This window comes from Zobellia barbeyronii, assembly GCF_018603515.1.
Lineage (GTDB): Bacteria > Bacteroidota > Bacteroidia > Flavobacteriales > Flavobacteriaceae > Zobellia > Zobellia barbeyronii.
This window is the reverse complement of sequence record NZ_JACATN010000006.1, coordinates 12,612-35,241: the sequence shown is the minus strand read 5'-3', so window position 1 is coordinate 35,241 and position 22,630 is coordinate 12,612. Positions and strand designations below refer to the sequence as shown.

Genomic DNA, 22,630 nt, shown 5'->3' with positions numbered 1-22,630 from the left:
CTATGAGAAATACACTATATATAATCACCTTTATAATCATGTTTTTGGTAACGAAGTCTATTACGGCCCAAGATACTTTTGATGATAAAAAACGAGAAAACAATACAACCGTCAATGCAGATGCTATAAAGAAATTTAATGCATTAAAAATAGCGAAAGATAAAAAGAGGTCTACTGCCAAAGGACGCACTAACTTTCAGATGCCCTCAATTTTTACAATTGATTCTGAAAAAGGTAAATACGAACATAGGGTGGCTAGTAAATCTGAAAGTGGAACCCCATTATTTATTAAAAGTACCGCCAATAAAGAAGTAGCCTCGCTAGCATCTAAACAATCATCAGAAGATGTAGCAAAAGATTATTTGATTGATGTTAAGGAACTTATTCAAATTAAAAACCCTGATACCGAATTTGTTGAAATATCGAACAATGTTGATGACTTAGGCCAAAAGCATATTAAAATGCAACAGGTGTTTGAAGGGCTTAAGGTATATGGTAGTGAAGTGATTTTGCATTTGGATAAAAGCAATAAGGTAAATGCTTTAAACGGAAGAAATAAACCCACACCCAGTATTGAAAGCACAGAGCCAAAATTTACGGTACTCGATGCTTTAAAAATTGTAGAAATGGACTTAGGGGTTTCACTCTCCGAAGAACCACAGAGAAGTAACTTTGCTGTATACGATTCACAATATGAAGAAGACCTTTTAATCTATCCTTATGAAGGTGGAAATGTGCTAACCTGGCATCTAACGGTGCACCCGAATATAAAAGACAGATGGGAGTATTTTGTTAATGCCCAAACAGGGCGCATTCTAGATAAGTATTACCATACTTGCACGCTTTATCACAGGCACGAAGAAGAAAAAATAAGCCATAAGTATTCTGCTGCTCTAGCACCTCCAACAACTGGTTCTGGAACTGATTTAAATGGAGTGAACAGACAGCTTAAAACAGAAAATATTGACGGTGTGCATTTTATGATTAACACTTCAGAGTCTATGTTTAATTCCGGCCAATCTGAACTACCAGATAATCCTGTAGGGGCTATTATGACTTGGGATTTAAGAGATGAAATACCAGACGAAAATGTGCAGATTTATCATGTTACCTCAAATAGTACCAGTTGGAATAATCCTACGGCTATTTCCGCACATTACAATGCTGAGGTGGCGTATAACTACTTTAGAGACACCTTTAATAGAAATTCCATTGACGGGGAAGGTGGAACAATAATCTCTTTTATTAACGTAGCCGATGAAAACGGCGAAGGTCTTGATAATGCATTTTGGAACGGAAAAGCCATGTTTTATGGCAATGGATATAGTGCATTTAAACCTCTTGCCGGCGCTTTGGACGTTGGAGGTCATGAAATGTCTCATGGGGTAATTCAGGCCACCGCAAATTTGGAATATAAAAATCAGTCTGGTGCAATTAATGAATCTTTTGCAGATATTTTTGGAACCATGGTTGATCGTGAAGATTGGTTGTTAGGAGAGGATGTAGTTCTAAAAGATGTTTTTGTTTCCGGGGCCATGAGGGACATGCAGAACCCTAATAATGGTGTGAATGAAGGACAGGCAGGTTGGCAACCCAAAGATATGACGGAGTTTTATACCGGTACTGCAGACAATGGTGGGGTTCATATAAATAGTGGTATTGTAAACAGGGCATATTATTTAATAGCTACCGAGATTAGCAAAGAGAAAGCAGAACAGATTTACTACCGAGCATTAGAAACTTATTTAACAGTGTCTTCTCAATTTGTAGATCTTAGGATAGCCATTATTCAATCTGCCACTGATTTACATGGGGAAAATTCACAAGAGGTTACAGCTGTAGAGACCGCTTTTGATACGGTGGGTATTACCGAAGGCGTATCTACGGATACAGATAATGATATTCCCACAGTGGAGGGAGAGGAATTTATATTAAGTATTGATGTAAGTGATACAAACCCTGTTAATTTATATACTTCCGATACTGAGGCTACAAAGTATTATCCATTATCACAAACCGGTATTGGAAGGAAACCTAATGTTGCGGATGATGGTAGTTTTGCCATTTATGTTACCGATGAAAGTAAGGTAAATTCTATGATATTAGATTTAAACAATCCAGTAGAAGAGGTTGTTTCGGATGATGCCATATGGGCCGGTGTTGCCTTGTCAAAAGATGGAACCAAGTTAGCATCCATAGTAAATGATCAGAGCAATATTATTTATATCTCAGATTTGGTCAGTGGTGAATTAAGGCAGTTTGAATTGTATAATCCAACTTCAGCTGATGGTATTAGAACAGGTGAGGTACTTTATCCAGATGCTTTAGAATGGGATTACACAGGGCAATATTTAATATACGATGCACTAAACCGACTAGATAATGCCAACGGGAATGCCATAGAATATTGGGATGTTGGGGCTTTGCATGTATGGGATAATGCATCCAACACGTTTGGTAGCGGGGATATTCAAAAAATATTTTCCAATTTACCAGAAGGGGTTAGCATTGGTAATCCTTCCTATTCAAAAACCTCAGGGAATATTTTAGCCTTTGATTATTTTGATGACATAAATAATGAATATAAGGTAATCACCGCTAACATAGAAACAGGTGAATCCTATGTGGTATATGAAAATAACAAATTAGGATTCCCTAACTATTCTAAAAGCGATGATAAAATCATTTTTGATACCTATAATGGTAGTGATGAAGATATTATGTCTATAGACATGACTGCTGATAAAATGACCCCTTCAGGAAATTTGGTTGAATTGATTCCAAATGGTAAATGGGGTGTCTGGTATACGGTTGGTTCAAGAAGTACATTAAGCGCCGAAAAAGAAATAACCGATTTTAGATTTAATGTAACTTCACCAGCAGCAGTAGGGGTCATTACTGATAATACAATTTCAGTCGAAATTCCGAACAACATTAATCCGGAAAACTTAGTCGCCACATTTACTACTTCCAATAATGCTTCGGTTTCGGTTTCTGGGGGAAACCAGATTAGTGGTGTAACCATTAATGATTTCACGAATCCAGTAATCTATACGGTTACAGCGGAAGACGGGTCTACTAAGGATTTTACGATCAGTCTTGGCAATAGTACACCAACCGACCCGAATGATAGTGATGGCGATGGCGTTGTAAATGCGAATGACACCTGCCCGAATACACCATTGGGAGCAACTGTAGATGTTACGGGTTGCGAAAAATTCTCGCTACCTAGCAATAATTTCACCGTAGCCACCAAAGGCGAATCTTGTGTAGGCAGTACTAATGGAAGTATTAATATTAACGCTAATGCTGATCATAACTATATAGCAACGTTGACAGGAAACGGCGTAAATAAAACTAATAACTTCACAAGCTCTGTTTCTTTTGCTGATTTAGAAAGTGGGTCTTATACCTTGTGTATGACCGTTAACGGAGAGGCAGGGTATAAGAACTGTTATGATGTTAATGTATCTGCACCAGAATCACTTTCGGTAACATCAAAAGTCAATTTAAGCGCCAAATCGGTAACCCTAAGTTTATCCGGTGCCGAAGAATATACCATCTCTCTTGATGAGGAAACCATAGTAACTGCAGAATCTGAGATAACTATTCCTGTATATGCCGCAACTGCAAAACTATTGGTTGCAACGGATAAGAATTGCCAAGGGGTATATGAAGAGCAACTAGATTTTGAGGAACGGGTTATTATCTATCCTAATCCTGTGAAAAGCGGAGAAATATCAGTAGTTCTGGGTAGCACTTCAGAAAATGCAATACCTATTCAATTAAACACTTTTGATGGTAAAATGATTTTACAAGAAGTAATAGAACCCAATACTAGCACTGTAAAAATTGATGCAAATAGACTAACAGCAGGAGTTTATGTGTTGTCAGTTCAAATTAACGGAGATACAAGAACATTTAAAATCATAAAACAATGAGAATAGTAAAGTCAACCATAGCGCTATTATTGGTAATACTAATGACGGCATGCCCAGGCAGTAAAGATGATGGACCGGATGTAGATGAAATGGGAGATCCTGGTAGTGTAACCTTGGTTTTTCCTGATAACAACTCAGAATGTACGGAAGGCGCAACAGTCAACGATATGCAGAGTGCCATTACGTTTCAATGGCAAGCTTCAGAAAATGCAGATAGCTATGAGGTGAATGTAAAGAACCTTGAAAATGGTGATATCCAAAAAACGGAATCTTTAACCAATGAATCTACCATTACATTAAGCAGCAACACTCCATATGAGTGGTTTGTGATTACGAAAAGCGATAATTCAGAAACGGCTCCTGAAAGTGCTACATGGAAGTTTTACAATGCAGGTGAAGGCGTAATTAATTATGCACCTTTTCCAGCAGAAGCTTTTTATCCCCAAAGGGGAGGAACTATATCAGCAAACACTAGCGTAGCATTAGAATGGAAGGGTGATGATGTGGATAATGATATTACAGAATTTGAGGTATTTTTTGGTACGGAAGCTACAGCATCAACATCAATGGGTGTTTCTTCTGAAAATACAATGACAGTTAATATAGCTTCAGGTAAGAGCTACTACTGGCAGGTGAAAACCGTAGATGGAACAGGCAATACATCAATATCAGAGATTTTCGACTTTAAGGTTGAATAAAATTGGAGCAATGAAAAAACGACAAATAATTAATTTTCTGTTTTTATCGATTTTGACATTTTTTATTGTGAGTTGCTCAAAAGATGGCGGCATAGAAGTAGATGAAAATGGAGAAACAAAAGTAGATGAAAGTGAGGAGGCACCAAATTCTGAAACAAAAAACGGAAGCAAAATTGTATCAGGTGACCCTGGTTTAAATACATTTTTAATAACATCAAACGATGAGACCGTTTATACTGTAAATGCAGAAACAGGTGAAGAAACAGAGGTGTATACTTTTTCGTATCAAACATATTTAGAGGTTTTACCTGGGTATAGTAATGGAACTATATATGTTACTGCAGATGACAATTCAATAAATGCCATCAACATGACAGATAAGAGTCTTGCATGGGAACAATCCATACTTGAATACAGATTTAGTACGGAGGGTGTTACGCCACCGACCTGTGTTGACGGGGTATGTTATGCCTCTGGAGGAACTGGAGTAGTTGTAGCTGTAGATGAGGTTAATGGAAATTTAAAATGGTATTACACAACTGAGCCTAATGGTAATCTTGATACTTCGTTGAATGATAATAGTACACCAGTAGTTTATGGTGATAAAGTTTATGTTTTTTCTGATGAAGGTTTTACCAATGGTTTGCCTGCTTACATGCATATTCTTGATAAAGAAACGGGAAGCTTGATTCAAAAAGTAGAATTACCGAATGAAGTGTCCGGTACTCCTGTCTTTGTTGGGGATATAATGTATTTACCTGCTAAAAAAATGTATGCTATTAATTTACAATCTTTAGAAATTCTATGGACGCTTGAGGGCAATGGTATGGGTACACCCTTTGTTTCTGATGATAAAATGGTGGTAGTTGGTGAACCTGTTGAAAATATTTCATCGGTTTTATATTGCATAGATATTAATTCTAGAACCATTCTTTGGGAAAAGAGCACGGGTACAGACGTGCTATCTGCACCTATAATTGTAGAGAACGTTGTGTATAGTAATTATGATAAAGGGTCAGTTTTTGCCCATTTCAACAATGGTAGGCCTTTCGCTGTAAATTTGGAAAACGGAGAAGAGCTATGGTATAATGAAGGTGTTAGTGTGGATCATAGTCCTGTGTATGCAAACGGGGTGTTATTTTATCATGGTCATTATATATCAAGTGATAGTGATGAAAAAGTAGGTTTATTGAGTCTTGATGCCAACACGGGAGAGGTATTATGGTTAAACCCTTTCTTTGATAACGGATACCATATTAATCCTTTAATTGTAGCTGAAAACGGAGTTTTCGGACCTTCTTACTATAGAGGAGAATAATATATTTTTAAGTTTGGTTTGTTTGTAAAGAGTCCTTTCTCATTGAGTTTGGGCTCTTTTTTTTGTAGGCAAATTTATCTTCTACTGGATTACCAGTAGAAAAAAATACAAATAACGTGGTATTTCAAAAATGGAGGTCTTCAGATACCTTAGCACTATAAAATAACAGGAGTTTTCGAGAACACGAATATCCACAAACTTTAAAATTTATACTATGAAAAATTCAGTAAGAGTACTTATGATTTTGCTAATGGTGTCATTCAGCTTTTCGGCTAACGCACAGATTTTTGGTGTTAAGGCAGGGCTTGGTTTGTCAAATATTACTTCTCCAGATGAAATTGATAACAACGTATTTGGAAGAGCATTAGGTGTCAAAATAGGAGGAACCATAGAATTTGATATTACAGATGATTTATATGTAGGATCTGGATTATCTTTTGCAAAAAGAGGAGCATCTACTGTAGGGAATAATTATAATACTTTTTATTTAGAATTGCCTGTAAGCGCACGGTATGATATTTTGGAAGTAGGTGGTTCAGGTTATCTTTATGCTACATCTGGTTTAAATTTAGGTGTGTTATTGGCGGCCAATAGAGGTGGTAATAAAGTAGGAATTGGTACTGAAAATGATGATTTTTTCAGACCGTTAGATTTTGGCTTAAACTTTGGTTTTGGGGTAATTTTTGCTGAAAAATATGAAATAGGGCTTCTTACTGAATTTGGACTAAAAAATATTTATGCCAATGATTTATCTACTCTTAGAAATTCAGCTTTATTAGTTTCTTTTGGTTATAAGTTTGGAATGTAAAATAGTTATAAAAGAACCTGGTCATAGGAAGTTGGGTTAGTTTGTATCTAAGGGCTCCGTAGTTCTACGGAGCCTAAAATAAATTTAAGTTGGTTCAGTTGAAACCCATGTCAGATAATCGATATGGGTTTTTTTACGTTCAATTCATTATTAGGATAATCTCTTACAATTCTACTTTTCGTTTTGTTAAAATAAGTTAGCCTTGTTATAATGTAGGAAAGTTTTTATAGAATCAACTCAAGTATTTACAAGGTCTTTTAAACTTTAACACAGGAATTAATAAGATTAGTGATTGTTAAAGCAGATACACTCTCAGAGAATTTACTATCTTCCCACTATGAAGGCTAAGAAGCAACAATTTACACCAGAAGAAAAAATAGCTTTTACCTTGGCAGAAAAACTAGCCATCGTACATGTTATAAACTCTGTGATATTGGCAGATGGCCATGTTCATGATGGAGAAATCACTGCCCTAACGCAACTGATGAAGGAAATTGATTTTGATAGCAATTTTATAATGCAAGCTCGTAATATTGATGGCGAACAAGCTATTGCCATTCTGAAGAAAATGACTCCCGAGAATAAAAAAAATCTAGAATCAATTTTAGAGAGGACCGCAATTTCTGATGGTTTTAAACACACAAAGGAAACCAGTTTGATGACCTATATTTTTGAATCTATGAATAAGTGATGTTGATACAAGAAGACTATGAAAACTAAAAATTTGGAGAAAGTACAATTTGAAGAGTTAGAAAAAAAGGCTATTTATGTCATGACCAACCAGGTTGTCTTGGCTGATGGTACTGTGCATCCTAGTGAGCTTGAGGCTATGAAACAACTTCAGGAAGACATAGGTATGGGCTCAAATTTAGTTAGCGAAGCTCAAAGCACAACAGTTGAGGAAGCTTTAGTTTCCCTTCATAACATGACTTTTCCTAAAAAGAAAGTATTAGCAAAGATTCTTGAAGACATGGCTGTTTCTGACAATCATTTACATGAGAAAGAAATGCACCTTATTATACAGACTTTTAAGAATATTGGTATAGGTGGGGAGACGGAGTAATTATAGGAACTACTTCTCGTTTAAATTAAAACTTATTATTAGCTAGAAACTTTTAGGTCAACGGTAAGCTGTCTAACTTCCGTATGCTCTAGTTCTATTATTGTGTAATAGCTTTATTTTTAGTGTTTTGTAAAGAATGCTACCAGCATTACAGATTACGGTTCTTCAAGATTTTCATCTTAATACATACTAGATATAATATTATAAATACAAGAGTAAATTCAGTTTATCTTTCTAGATATTCTGGAATATATTCAGGTTTGCCTTTTCTTTTACAGAGAATCTTTCAAATCTTTCACAAATTAGAATTTCTTGTTTCTTTAACATTAGGTAATTTAGTCTCAAAATTATGGTATGGGTCAGATTATAACATTTGGTGAAGTTTTAATGCGTATTTCTCCAAGAGGAAACAAAAAATTTATTCAATCTAACATTGTTGAATTCTATTTTGGAGGTACAGAGTTAAATGTAGGTATTTCAATATCTAATTTTGGTGGAGATGTAAAGCATATAAGTGCCGTTTCAGAAGATTTTATTGGAGAGACAGCAATAGCCTACATTCGTCAATTTGGTATGGATACCTCTTCAATAGTAACCTCAAAACGACCTTTAGGCGTTTATTTCTTAGAAGTTGGGGCTGTAATTAGACCTAGTATGATTTCTTATAACAGGTCTCACTCAGCATTTTCCGAAATAGGACCAGAGAAAGTGAACTGGGAAAAAGCACTTGAAAAAGGGGAGTGGATGCATTGGACAGGAATTACACCGGCCTTATCACAAGGTGCTTTTGATACACTAAAAGAAGGATTGAAATTAGCAAGGGAAAAAGGAATGGCCGTTTCCGCAGATCCAACCTACCGTAGCGATCTTTGGAAATACGGACAAGACCCTAAAGAAGCATTGTCAGAATTACTACATTATTCTACTATTTTTATAGGGGGTGTTAATGAAATAAATGAGGTGCTAGGCACTGATTTTGGTTACAGTAATGACGATTTTATTGCAGCCAGTAAACAATTAATGGCAGCTTTCCCTACCATTGAAAAAGTGTTCGATAAAATTAGAACTTCGTTAAACTCTTCTTGGCACAAAATAAGAGCGAGAATGTGGAACGGTGTTGATTTTAGGGAGACAGAAGATCTTGATATTACTCACGTTGTGGATAGAATAGGAACGGGAGATGCTTTTGCCGCAGGTCTAATTTATGGTTTACAGCATTTTGATGATTATAAGGCTATGGAGTTTGGAAGTGCTGCATGCGCTCTAAAACACACTTATGAAGGCGATGTTAATTTAGCTACGGTAAAAGAAGTAAACAGTATACTAGACGGTAATATAACAGGACGCTTGGTTAGGTAATAACTATCTGTAGTGACCCTTCTTTGTGTGAAATATGAGAAATTTTTATACCAGCATGGTACTAGTTTTTCATGTAATTTTTCACCCAATTAACTAAAGCTTCTCCGTGAACGTTTTTAGCCAAAACCACTCCATTGTCATCCAATATAAAGTTGGCGGGAATGGTCTTTACACGTATCCTTTTTAAGAAAGGGGTATCATCGCCTTGCAGATGTGAAGCTTGCGGCCAGTGATCTGCGCCATCTCGTTCTGCAGCCGCTTTCCAAGCAGGCTCATTACTTTCTAGGCCATAAGCAACAATTTGTAAACCTTTATCATGATAAGTATCCCAAATTGGTCCAAGAATTTCTCGGTTTTCTACTCGGCAAGGAGCGCACCAAGATGCCCATAAGTCTATTATAGTGAGTTTGTCTCCTAATTGCGCTTTAAGAGATAATGTGTCCTTTGTAATCATAGGCAATTTAAAATCGGGGAACACATCGCCTACTAAAACTGGCAAGTTAGAAGGCTCACTTAGTTTGCAAAGTTGTTTTACCCATGGGTGATTGGGTTGTTTTTTCTTCCATGTATCACATTGGCGAACCAAAAATTCTGGCACCCGTTCATAATCATTTGCGGTACTTACCCAACGTGTTGCCACTAATGCTGGCATAAGATACGGTGTACTATCCGCAAAATTTATTAGCTCCGTTTGGTATTGTAAGATAGCATGTTCTTTTTCCATTAATTGACTACCATCTTCTAATTCCCAATGCTTGCCAGCAAGATAAGATTGGTATGCTTTCTGGTTAATATCTTTTAAAGCTACTAGTGCTTTATTGACTTCTGAAGGCTGTTCCATGGAGAAGCTTTTTTGAAACGTATCTACTTTTGAACTAATTTTTAGGGGATTACCGGATTGCCAGACAATTGGCATGAAGTTGGCCTTAGTTTGATTGTCCGTTTGTAAATAATTAGGGTTCTTTCCAGGTAGCGCTATGGCTATTTCTAATAACACAGCTTCTTTAGTATTTGGGACATTTTGAAACTCAAATGTACCATCAGGATTCACTACGGTAGAGTCTATGACTTTTCCAAAAAAGGATGCCGCTACATCCCTTAGGTTTTCAGGTTGGAGCAAATACATCTTTACGCCCTCTTTTTTTGCCCCTTCTAACTTCCCAGATATATAAGCTGGAGAGTTACAAGATGTTGCCAATAAGGTTATTAAAACAAAATAAATAGTCTTTCTTATAGAAAGGATAGTTGTATTTAAATCAATACTATGGCCTTGTAAATGGGGAGTAGTGGGTGTAGAGATATTATGTTTTTGAATGAACACAGGACCGGTTTTTTTGTTTCAATTTTGAGATTGAATAAAAATACGCAAACCTTTTGATTAAGCCTTATGTCCGTTTTCTTTATAAGTTGATGTGGATTATAGTTTTAAATTGTTTGTTTTTTCTTTAAGATTAGTTAGCTGCTGTCCAATAATCCATCACAAAAACATCTTCTATTATTGGGCCTACTTTACTTACCAAATCCAAATGGGCTTTATGAAATAGGTACACTTCTCTACTATTTTCATTATTGAACGTTATAGTGAACGTATGTGTAAAACCTTTGCTTGCACCTTCTTCGCTATCGTTTATTCCCCATTCAATATTCGTGATTTCCGGAATTTCATTCTTAAGGTTTACAAAAGCCTCTTCTGCCTCATGAACTTGTTGCTCTGTGGCGTCTACTTTATATTTAAGATTTACAATGTGCCTTAAAATCTTTCCATTTTTATCTACTTTAGGAGCTATTTTATAGGTTGCAACTTTATTTAAATCGAATCTATTAGAGCCTGCAATAAGAAAATTATCTTCTCCTATTTTATGAGATTTTAGGCCGTAATAAATAGAAAAACCTGTTTCTAAATAATTTATCGGGCTTAGAATTCCCCCTTCATTTAATTTACATAATTGAATACTGGCGTCATCTCTTGTGCCCACAGCTAAAATAGCTTCGTTGTTATTTGTAGAAACGACTTCAATTCTAGTTTGTCCCGCTAGCTTAGTATTTTCATCATCTTTTAAAACAAAGTGTGGAACTAAAGCTCCTTTTTTATTGACTTTAAAAACACTTACCCCATCGCCATGATAAACAAAATCCTTTCTTTTTATAAAATTTGTTGTGGGGTCATAATACTTATGATGTCTGTGACCAACAATAACATATCTATGGTCTCCCAGAGTAACTCCGGTTACAGGATACGCTCCAGTTAAGTATCTATCAGTGGTATTATCGCTTATGTTATTGATGTTCTTAAACGTTCCATTTTCGTAAACTCTAAAACTGCTTACGCCATTATCTTGAAAACCACCTGTATATAAAAAGGTCTTCCCTTTAATGTTGTGGGTAAACATGCCTATAATACCGTCCGTATGTATTTTGTCATCATCTTTCATAGACTGAACATGGTTGAGTTTTCCATCAGCTTCAATTTTAAAAGAACTTAATCCTGGGGTGTTTTCTAAGCCACCAACAAATAAATATGAAGCTTTTTTCATATGAATTACTTGTAAAGTAATAGCAGTGCCAAGATGTGTGTCTTCTGTATCTTCAACCAAGGAAACTCGTTCCAACGATCCATTGGCTAATATTTTAAAGGTTTCAATTGCATTACCATGTTTGTTACCTACAAAGAGAAAGTCTGTACCATTAATATTATCGGCAACCATTCCTCTAGCAGGACCTTTCTTTTTATAAAGCTCATGGTTGCTTATTGGAGTTAGTTTTCCTTCTTTATCTAAGCTGTACACATCTATATTTCCTACACCTCCGGCAAAAACAAAATGAGACCCATTTTTTTCATAACTGGTAACAGAAACTGTATTTTTTCCAGATATATTTTTGAAGTCTTTTCGGTAAAGCATAAGTTCATCCGAAACCTGAGCCAGACATATTGTGGATAAAAATAATATGCTAATTAGAAGGAAACCTTTTATACTGTTCATAATTTTAATCTTCTTTGAATTCAATAAATTATTCTATAATTGATGCTACTCCTACGGTGGCAATAGTCCGGTCCTCTTCTATAGTTCCACCGCTAACACCAATGGCCCCTATGATTTTCCCCTCTTTATTCTTGATAGGAATACCACCAGGGAAAGTTACTAAACCTCCATTAGAATGTTCAATGTTATAAATAATGCCTCCTGGTTGTGTTAGTTCGCCCAGCTCTCCGGTATCAATATTAAAGTACCTCGCTGTTTTGGCCTTTTTAATGGCTACATCAATACTGCCTAAAAAAGATTCATCCATTCGTATAAATGCCTTTAGGTTGGCGCCAGCATCTACTACGGCAATGTTTACTAATACGTTTGAATCCTCAGCTTTTTTCTTTGCTGCCAATAAGGCTTTAAAAGCTTCATCATGTGTTATGTCAGTAGTGCTTTGTGCATTTGCCTTGTTAGATAGCAGTACCGTTAAAGTAAGTGCAATAACGCAAAATTTTACTTGGGTAAGTAAAGTCATAATTCTCTTTTATAATTTTATTGTGCAAAAATTATAAACTAGGGCGAGAAAATAGTTGAACAAGTTCAACTAAACGAAAGTTTTATTGAATTTGTAATTGCTTTTTAATCTTACTCAAAAACTCATGAGTAATACCTAAATAGCTTGAGGTTTGCCTATCTGTAAGCTTAGAAGCAATCTCAGGATAACTCCCAATAAAATGAGCATATCGCTCTTTTGCCGTTAAGCTATGGTTTCTTACAAGCCTACGCTGCCATGCAACTATAGATTTTTGAAACATAACCCTAAAGAGTTTTTCTGCTATTGGGATTGATTCATATAGGGTTAATTTATCTTTTTGAGAGATAAGAAGTACTTTGCTATCTTCTAGAGCCTGTATGTTTAAGTCTGATGGTTTGTGATTCATAAAACTATCAATATCCATAAGCCACCAATTTTTAGCAGCAAAGTATAAGGTGTTCTCGTTTCCGTTTTTGTCTATTGTGAAAATTCTAAAACACCCATCTAAAACAAATCCTTCCCATTTACAGACCTCACCTTGTTCTAATAGAAATGTCTTTTTGGTTATAGTTTTTTGCTGAAAGTATGCACAAAACTCCTCTTGTTGTGTTTTAGAAAATTGGCCATCTTCATCTATGTTCTCTATTAATAAGTCGTTTATCATTAATTTTCTTGTTCAGCTAAAAACCCAAATATTTTACAACTTTATAAAAATACACAAACCTTATGGGAAAGCCCGATGCTCGTATTTTTCTCTAGTTTTATTACTCCAATTGGTAATCTTTCCAAGAGTTAGCAAAATCTTCTGTTATTAACCAGGAAGCTAAGTTTTTATACCCAGGATAATCATTATAAGAAAACAAATTCTTTGATACATTATCTCCTAACCAACCAGAATTTTCGGACAAGGTTAAAAGCTCATTATTTAGTTCAGAAACTCTTTGCGCTAAAACGGATTTAAAAAATAATTTTATTAATTCATCAGAATTTTTTAGACTGCCGAAATGGTCATTTTTTGGTTCTACTACATAACTCCAAAGTCCGTAGTTGTTTCTATTAAGTTGCACCATGTTTTTCATTGTCTCATTTCTTGAAGGAGTATCTAATTCCCCAATAAGCATCATTCCAGGTATTAATTTGTTACTATCAGATGTAACGGATAAACCTCCGCCTCTAATATTTGCAAAAGCAATAACACGTTCTGGTTTATAAGCTGAAAAAAAGTAACTAAAAACCCCTCCTGCAGAGTAACCTCTCAATAAAAAAGGTAAATCTGCTATAGTACTTATATTGTTTTGTTCCGTAATTTTTTCTAAAGCTGTTAAAAGAGCTTTTCCACTACCGCCAGAAGCCTCGGCATAGTAACCACTGGTACTAGAAGATTTTAAATGTACAGAAATAATAGCAAGGTTATTAGCAACTGCATATTCCTGCCATTCTTCAGAGTCCGCTAAGCCTAGAGCATTACTATTGGAACTACTTGCCAGAACTAAAATGGCTTTCAAATTTGAAGTGTTTTCAGGAACCCACAACCTAAATGCGGCAATATCAAAATTTGATGTGCTTGTTGGATTTACATTATAGGTCCAATCGTCAATAAACTCACCAACTGAAACTTGTTCTTGATTGTCAATATCTGTTTCAGGTTCAGAACTACTACATCCTAAAAGGAGAGCTAGAAACAGAAATACGCATATATGTTTCATGGTATTTTTTTTGAGTTGGTTTAACGCTCAACTTATGAGCAGTGTAGGAGCAGCGAAGCAATTCTCATTCTGGTGTGCTCTTGTCAAAATTTTAAATTTTGGTCTAATTTTTCTTATTTAACATAAAACCCAAATGTTTTACAACTTTATAAAAATACACAAACCTTTTGATTATGCTCTAAGCCCATCTTTTTTATGGATATTACATGTTTCTTCGTTGGTATCTAATGAACACTATTATAAGGTAATTTTAATACTTCTTACTCCATATGATAAGGTCATCTTTTAAAATGTTACAAAAATACTGACTAAGTATAGATCATTAACTTTGACAAAGGTTTTTGGAGCAATATAACCTTATAACGAAAACAAGAATTAACATAAAATATAAAGAAATCAAATACGTTAGAAACAGACTATAGTATCTAACCTTCGGTCTAACCAGCCAACATTCCTTTATTTTATGAAAAAGCTTGTCATCTTTCTTTTTTTAGTTCTGACCAGTTCTTATTTTTCAAATGCACAGTGTACGGATGTACAAGCACCATATTTGGAATCTTTTGAATCAGGGAGTGTGCTCAATCCATGCTGGACAGCAATTATTGAAAATCCGAACATATTTACCAAAATTGAAATATTAGAGGAATATCGTTTCTCTCGTTCTAAGAGCTGGGGAGAATTGGTTTATCACGATTTAAAACCAATTACGGGAAATCAGTTTTTTAGGTTCGCTAATCAACAATCAAACGGTACTTATTATAACAACTATTTTGTAACTCCAAGAATAATAGACTTAGATAATACCAAAAGAGTACGATTTAAGCTTGTAGGAAAACCTTCTTCAGGCTATAATAAATCGTTTAGCAGTTCTAATGTTGTGGTCGGCACAATGTCAAACCCAAATGACCAAAGTACTTTTTCCCCTCTAGACACTATACCGGCAAAAGAGATAGCCGTTTTTAAAGATTCTAATAGAAAAACATTTGATTGGAAAGAACATACTATCTACTTAGAAAATTTTACGGGAACAGATCAATATATTGCCTTGAAACACGAAGATGGTGGTTTTGAAGATAACATGTTTCTAGAAGATTTTCAATATGAGCAAATACCCAACTGCACAGAACCTTTATACCCTAAAACTACAGAAACCACCTATAACACAGCAAGCATTGAATGGGAGACATATGAATATTCAACTTCAAATTCTTATGAGATTGAATATGGCCTTCAAGGATTTGCGTTAGGAACCGGAACACAAATAGTAGTAAATAGCACAGAAGCTATTTTAAGCAATCTGTCTAATGATGATACCACGTATGAGTTTTACGTACGGTCTGTCTGTGGAGTAATGAAAAGTGAATGGTCAGTAAAAACTTCTTTTAAAACATCCTGTTATGGAGTGTCAATTGGATACACTGAAAATTTTGATTCATACAGCAAAGGCTTTGTAGATAATTGCTGGACAGCTATAATACCTCAGGTAGATCTTATTTTCTGGGATCATCACAGATATTTGTCAATTGATAATCACGAAACTACAACCAATGAAACGGCCCATAGTGAACCAAACACTTTATTAATGTGGAACGTTCCGTCACACGATGTTTACAATGATGACGTTGCCGATCATATTATTTTAGTAAGTCCAAGATTACTTGATTTTGATAATTATAAGAAGGTGAGTTTTTGGGTTAAAGAAAAATATACAGGATCTTCAGGCCGGTTAAAGGAAATTATGGTTGGTACTCTCTCAGACCCTAATGATCAAAGCACTTTTGTACCTTTTCAGGCCATTACTGATCTTGCTGAACAAGATAGAGCTTGGACACGTTATACTGTTGATTTCAGTGATTATTACGGCACTAATGAATATGTTGGAATTAAGCAAGGCACAACTAATGGAAACCAAGAACTATATTTTGATGACTTTGAATATTCTAGTAATACGTGTATAACACCAACCGCAGTTAATCTTTCCTTAGTTGATGATTCAAGTGTCAATTTATTATGGCAAGACAACAATTCAACTACCCCTGCTGAAAGTTGGGAAATTGAATATGGTGTAACTGGTTTTCAACAGGGTACAGGAACTATCACAAATGTCACTTCAAACCCATATACTTTAAGTGGTTTAGAACAAGCTACAACATATGATGTTTACGTACGAGGAAATTGTGGTGCTGCAGACGGATTCAGTGATTGGAGCGAGATTTTTACTTTTAGGACAACGTGTAGTATTACATCTGGGTATTTTCAGGGGTTCGAAAATCAAGACAACAATGGTTTTGATGATTCTGATTGTTGGACTTTTAACGGTCATAAAAACTTTGCGGATGTTGTTATTGAACCCTATGAAGATGAGATGACAACAGTAAATTCATTGGCAGCGCATAATAATCAAGTAAGTACATTATTGGTTACGCCCTTTTTGGCTGATATGGACCAAAACAAAATCATCAAATTTAAATTAAGAGATGATTTTGCACCACAAGGAGTAATTACAGGACTTGTTGTTGGAACCATGTCAAATCCGCTTGATGAGGCTTCTTTCATTCCTTATCAAACCATTCCTTATACAGAAATAAATTCTACATTATTTACAGAATTTTTAGTTGATTTTGCATCCTATACTGGATCGGACAACTATATTGCCTTTAGAGCAGAAAACAGTTTGCAACAAGCAGATTATCTACATTTTGATGATTTTCAATATATAGATAAGTCAACCAATTGTATATCACCTTATCAAATAACTAAAGAAGAACCTACCGCAACTGAAGTTCAAATCAATTGGAAAACTTATGATAGTAGTTATTCAGGTTATGAACTTGAAATAGGATTGGAAAACTTTACCAAAGGTTCAGGTAACGTGTATAACACCTCAGATTTGGGTTTTAAATTCAGTGGCTTAGAACCTAATACTTATTATCATTACTACATAAGAACCGAATGTTCATCAGGAAGTTATAGCGATTGGTCAGGTCCCTTTAAATTCAGAACGTTGAATGATGTAACACTTTCCCTACCATGGATTGAAAACTTCGATAGCCTACCCGAATTAGGCTGGGAATTATTGCCAAATGGTTTTACAGGGTACACAGATGATAAATGGATATCTCATAATGGTCAATATTTAGACTACGGCCATGCCATGTATCCACATCATTCAAGTACTGGAAGTAATTACATCTATATGGATTCTGACTATCCAAGTTGGTTGATTACGCCTTCTTTCAATCTTGAAAAAGACAAAAAATATATGTTTTTGTATGATTACATCAATACTGCAGTTGTTGAAGATATTGAACTGTATTGCGGTTTAGGCAAAAACATATCTGATATGCAAACTTTACTTGATGTTGAGTATACTTACCCGTATTCAGGATTACCAGACCCATATCACTATACGGTTACCAGTATATTGGAACCTAGCGTATCTGCAGAACATACATTTGGTATTTATATTGAAGACGACACTTCTCAACAACAAAGTAATAATGTCCTTGATAGAGCAAAAGTATCGTTTGACAGATTTCAATTGATTGACAATATAGCTGTACCTATTAGTGAAAACCTAATGGAGGATTTACAAGGGGAATCACTTAATAATGTTGGTTTTGATTTAGCAGAAAACGCACTTCTTCAAATCAGAAATGATAACAAAGATAAACGTGAATTCTTAATGCATAGTAAAAATGAAAATGCATGGGTTTCGGGAGAAAGACAAGCGTTGTTTGATTTGAACCCAAGCTATATCTCTGAAATATCTTATAAAATGGATATTACTTACGGATCTAAATCTAAGTTCAAATTTAAATGGAGGCAACGTGGCGAATCATATTATAGAATTCTTATAAATGACCAACAACTGGGTTATGTAGGTTCAGGCACACCTAACTATGAATTTAACAAGAATATTGACCTTGAGGCTTATGTTGGTCAATTGGTAGACATAAAAATTCAAGTAATAAACAGCAATGATAGATCATATATAAGAAACCCGGTAAATGGACATTATTTTTCCGATTTTGAATTTATCATTGCAGAACCACTTCCTTTAACTACTCCTGCAGCTTTAAGTATTTGTGACGACGGCGCTGATGGGGTTGAAATTTTTGATTTGACGACCGTAGAAACTGAATTGTTGGAAGGTTATAATCGAAATTATATTACGGTTAGTTATTATCTAACCGAGCTGGATTCTAAAACGAAGAGTAATGCAGTTGACCCATTATTTTTCGAGAATACAAGTAGTCCGCAAATAATTTATGTACTAGCAGAGCGTAGTACCGATGGGGCAAGAGGAACAGCTATGATTACTGTTGAATTAAAAGATGAGGCGGAATGCATTAGTGATATGGATGGCGATGGTATTAAAGATATAGAGGACTCTCTACCGAATGACCCTTGCTTACCACTACAAAATAAAGACTATACCGGTTACGATGCCTTAAATATAGTATGGCAGAATAATGATTGTGATGGAGATACCATTTCCAACGGAGATGAAGTTACCGCGGGAACAAATCCTTATTTCAATGAATCACTTTATACAGATTCTACATACCCAGATGCTTTTGGTGAGCAACGTATAGAAACTAATGATGGAGGAGCAAGAGCTATCGCCACCAATGGTACTACTGTAGTGGCAGGAATAAGAAATGCTACAGGTAGTAAAGTTGAAATATATACCAAAAACGCAAGTGGAGTTTGGGAAAAGAATCAAGAACTAACATCTCCAAAAACAACGGGTACCACAAGATTTGGTCAAACCTTGGCCTTGTCTGAAAATACGCTAATTGTTTCTCAGCCTTATGATGACGAGAATCTACCAGATACCGTATTTATATACCAAAAAGATGCTAATGAAACTTGGGTAGAAACACAGCAAATTGAGGCCTCCAGTTTTTTCCTTTATGATGGTTTTGGTAGTGCTTTGGCTGTTTCGGGAAATACAATGGTGATAGCTGCAAACGGAATAGCACCAAGCGGAGCGGTTTATGTTTTTGAAAAAAACATGAGTAATGTTTGGGTAGAAACAGCAGAACTATATCCATCAGATGACCTTTTTGAGGGTGGTTTTGGAGAGTCGGTTGCTGTTTCGGGAAATCAAATTATAATAGGAGCATCTGGCAATGACGCTACAGGTGCGTTTATTTTTGAAAAACAAAACAATTCTACTTGGCAAGAAATTCAAAAGCTAAGTGCTCCGGACGGACAGAATTATACATATGCAAGAGATGTTGCCATTACTGAAAATAGAATTATCATAGGTGACGTAGCGTATACAGAAGATGTTTATGATAAAGGGGAAACCATTGTTTATGAAAAATCATATAATGGGTTATGGAGCGAAGTACAAACGTTAAAGGCAAGTAACGGATATAAAGAGGATTATTTTGGTGATGCCCTAGCCATGAATGATAATAGAATAGTGGTAAACATGTCCGCTGATCAAACAGATACAGGCTGGCTTTATGTATATCATAAATCTGGGGGTGAGTGGACTGAAACTCATATTTTAACAGATCCTGAAATTTCTACTTTGGATTTTGGTAATCATGTTGCCGTTGCGGAAGGTTTGATCGTAGCAACTTCTGGAGATTACGTTCACTTTTTTGAAGACGCCTCTATTGTTATTGATACCGATGGAGATGGGGTAGCGGATAGTGAAGACAATTATCCGAACAACCCTTGCTTGCCAAGTCAAATTGCAACGTATACTGCATACAACGTAGATAATGAAATCTGGGCAACATCAGATTGCGATAATGATACGGTTTCAAATGGAGAAGAAGTATTAAATGGAACAAATCCATATGATGCGGAAACCTCGGTAAGTGAATGCGGGGAAATAGTTTCATCGGATGGCGCTGCATCGGATTATTTTGGAAAGGTATTGGCAATGTCAGATGACGGAAATATTTTAGCAGTTTCGGCTTATTATGACGATGACCAGGGAGATAACAGTGGGTCTGTCTATATCTTTAGTAAAACAGCTGCGGGAGCGTGGGAAGAAACCCAAAAGCTTAATGCATCAGATGGTAGTGAGGATGATAATTTTGGATTCTCTCTGACTTTTGCAGGTGAGTCATTAGCTATCAGTATGTATCAACAGAATAATCGCACTGGAGCCGTTTATATTTATAATAAATCAGCAGCAGGTGATTGGCAAGAATCACAAAAGCTATTAGCATCGGACAGCGCCCTATATAAACAATTTGGCTATGCAATTGCTGGAACAGAAAACCAAATTGTAATTGGTGCACCAAATGACAATGAAAACGGTGCAAATGCAGGAGCAGCCTATATTTTTGAAAAGGGATTGGATGGTATATGGATGCAAACTAAAAAATTAGTAGCTTCTGATGTAGAACCTTATGATTCCTTTGGAATTTCGGTATCTATTGCCACTAATATTGTGGTTGTTGGGTCTTTTTATGATGATGATATATTGGACAATAGTGGTGCTGCCTATGTTTTTGATAATACTAGTAATGGTAACTGGACGGAAGTTGCTAAACTGAAGGCGACGGACCCAAAAACGTACAGTGGTTATGCTGTTAGCGTTGCTAATACGGAAACTGATATTATTGTTGGTGCAGCTTCCATAAATTCTAATTCAACAGACGTTGGAGCGGCATATGTTTATAAAAAATCAAATGATGGTTCATGGATATCAGCAGAAAAGCTAACTCCAGAAGATGGAATTGCGAAAGATAAGTTTGGTCTTCACGTGGCCATTAATGAAAACCGTATTGCTTGTGGTATTAGTGGAGATGATGATAACGGCCCATCAACAGGTTCTGTTCAATTGTTCTATAAATCCAGTAATGAAGATTGGATTGCTTATGAGAAACTATTAGCATGTGGTACTAGTGGAATGTATGCCGCTTTTGGTAATGGCCTGGCACTTGGCAAAAACTCTTTGGCAGCAGGAACAACTTTGTTTACCGCAAATGGTTCCGCCTATGTTTTTGAGCTTGGGGATGTACCAATTATAACGGAACCATTAGTGGTTCAGCTTATTCCAATTGCATCTTCTGGCTGCAGTGAATTAGGCGCCACCTTAGAAGTAACTGCCACAGGAGGAATGGAACCGTACACTTATGCAATGTATGATGCCACTAGCAATTCATTAATTAGGAGTGGCGTAACAAATGCGTTTGAAAATGTTCCCATGGGAACTTATTATGTTCAGGTAACAGATAGCAACTCAATTCAAGAGCGAAGTAATTCCGTTTCAATTACAGAATCAGAAGCGATTACGGCTACGGTTACGATTAACGACATATCCTGTGAAAGTGATGATAACGGTTCAATTTCTATTGAGGCATCAGGAGGTATTGCGCCTTTGCAATATAGTATTGGAGACGGAGCGTTTTATTTTCAACCAAATTTTGAAAATCTTACTTCTGGCAATTACGATATTACCGTTCAAGATGCTAATGGGTGTGCTTTTCATACGTCTGTTAGTATAGCTAAAGAGACCGGATGCTCAGATTTCAACTTGCCAGTAAACAATTTCACTATAGAAACCACAAGTGAATCTTGCGCATCTAGTAATAACGGAAGTATTGTTGTAAGCGCTTTAGAAACCCTTGATTATACAGCAACTTTAAGCGATGGAATGGTTAACGAATCTAAAGTTTTTAAAACCTTCACCAGTTTTAAAAACTTGGAAGCAGGATCTTATGATGTCTGTATTACAGTTGCAGGTGAAGCAGATTTTGAAAAGTGCTTTACCATCCAGATTACGGAACCAGATTCCCTCAAAGTGGATTCTAAAACCGATTCTACGGGTAAATTGGTTTCCTTGAGTCTTAAAGGTAGTTCTAGTTATTTTATCACTGTAAACGAAAAAGAATATTCCACCACAGAAAATGAAATAACGTTACCTCTCTCTGAAGCGGAAAATAACATTATGGTCAAAACTGACTTGGAATGCCAAGGTGTTTTTGAACAAACAATAATAGCTACACGAGAGCGTGTATCTATCTTTCCAAACCCAGTAGAAAAAGGAGATGTAAGCATTTTTATTCCAAGTATTAATGCAGATCAAGAGATACTGATTACCATGTTTTCACAAAGTGCCATACGCGTATTGGAACAAATGAAAAAAGCAGATGGAAGAATTGTAAAAATTAATATGGATAATTTGCCAACTGGGGTCTACACTATTATAGTTACTTCTGAGTCACAGAATAGCACACATAAAATCATTAAAAAATAA

Annotated in this window: 13 protein-coding genes; 8 read left to right on the top strand and 5 right to left on the bottom strand. The window is 35.8% G+C overall.

What is annotated here, in order from left to right:
* The first annotated feature begins 2 nt into the window (after nt 1-2).
* The 7 genes from HW347_RS17720 (at nt 3) to HW347_RS17690 (ending at nt 9,187) form a co-directional block, all read left to right on the top strand.
* Complete coding sequence (locus HW347_RS17720; protein ID WP_214613083.1) at nt 3-3,941, top strand: M4 family metallopeptidase; 3,939 nt, start codon at nt 3-5, stop codon at nt 3,939-3,941.
* Nucleotides 3,938-4,639, top strand: a complete 702-nt coding sequence (locus tag HW347_RS17715) for a hypothetical protein (RefSeq protein WP_214613082.1) — start codon at nt 3,938-3,940, stop codon at nt 4,637-4,639. Before HW347_RS17720 ends, HW347_RS17715 begins: the two co-directional genes overlap by 4 nt.
* Before the next feature lie 67 nt (nt 4,640-4,706).
* A complete protein-coding gene (locus HW347_RS17710; protein WP_214613081.1) occupies nt 4,707-5,957 on the top strand; it encodes an outer membrane protein assembly factor BamB family protein in 1,251 nt (416 codons plus the stop codon).
* 214 nt (nt 5,958-6,171) lie between these two features.
* Nucleotides 6,172-6,765: an outer membrane beta-barrel protein gene (locus HW347_RS17705; RefSeq protein ID WP_214613080.1), complete on the top strand. Its 594-nt coding sequence runs from the start codon at nt 6,172-6,174 to the stop codon at nt 6,763-6,765.
* A 337-nt stretch (nt 6,766-7,102) separates the two neighbouring features.
* Complete coding sequence (locus HW347_RS17700) at nt 7,103-7,456, top strand: TerB family tellurite resistance protein (protein ID WP_214613079.1); 354 nt, start codon at nt 7,103-7,105, stop codon at nt 7,454-7,456.
* Nucleotides 7,457-7,474: 18 nt separating this feature from the next.
* On the top strand, nt 7,475-7,828 hold the full coding sequence (locus HW347_RS17695; protein WP_214613078.1) for a tellurite resistance TerB family protein: 354 nt from the start codon (nt 7,475-7,477) through the stop codon (nt 7,826-7,828).
* Between the two features lie 354 nt (nt 7,829-8,182).
* On the top strand, nt 8,183-9,187 hold the full coding sequence (locus tag HW347_RS17690) for a sugar kinase (protein ID WP_214613077.1): 1,005 nt from the start codon (nt 8,183-8,185) through the stop codon (nt 9,185-9,187).
* Between the two features lie 61 nt (nt 9,188-9,248).
* On the opposite strand, the gene HW347_RS20795 is transcribed toward HW347_RS17690, so the two are convergent.
* The 5 genes from HW347_RS20795 to HW347_RS17665 all read right to left on the bottom strand — a co-directional run bounded on the left by HW347_RS20795 (nt 9,249) and on the right by HW347_RS17665 (nt 14,394).
* A complete protein-coding gene (locus HW347_RS20795; RefSeq protein WP_214613076.1) occupies nt 9,249-10,508 on the bottom strand; it encodes a TlpA family protein disulfide reductase in 1,260 nt (419 codons plus the stop codon).
* Between the two features lie 130 nt (nt 10,509-10,638).
* Nucleotides 10,639-12,168 (bottom strand): Dabb family protein, encoded by a 1,530-nt coding sequence (locus tag HW347_RS17680; protein ID WP_214613075.1) that lies wholly within the window; start codon nt 12,166-12,168, stop codon nt 10,639-10,641.
* Nucleotides 12,169-12,196: 28 nt separating this feature from the next.
* Entirely contained in the window at nt 12,197-12,688 is a 492-nt protein-coding gene (locus tag HW347_RS17675; RefSeq protein WP_214613074.1) for a GlcG/HbpS family heme-binding protein, read from the bottom strand.
* 82 nt (nt 12,689-12,770) lie between these two features.
* Entirely contained in the window at nt 12,771-13,352 is a 582-nt protein-coding gene (locus HW347_RS17670) for a Crp/Fnr family transcriptional regulator (protein ID WP_214613073.1), read from the bottom strand.
* 100 nt (nt 13,353-13,452) lie between these two features.
* Nucleotides 13,453-14,394 (bottom strand): hypothetical protein, encoded by a 942-nt coding sequence (locus tag HW347_RS17665; protein WP_214613072.1) that lies wholly within the window; start codon nt 14,392-14,394, stop codon nt 13,453-13,455.
* 463 nt (nt 14,395-14,857) lie between these two features.
* Between HW347_RS17665 and HW347_RS17660 the strand changes: the two genes are divergently transcribed.
* A complete protein-coding gene (locus tag HW347_RS17660) occupies nt 14,858-22,630 on the top strand; it encodes a fibronectin type III domain-containing protein (RefSeq protein WP_214613071.1) in 7,773 nt (2,590 codons plus the stop codon).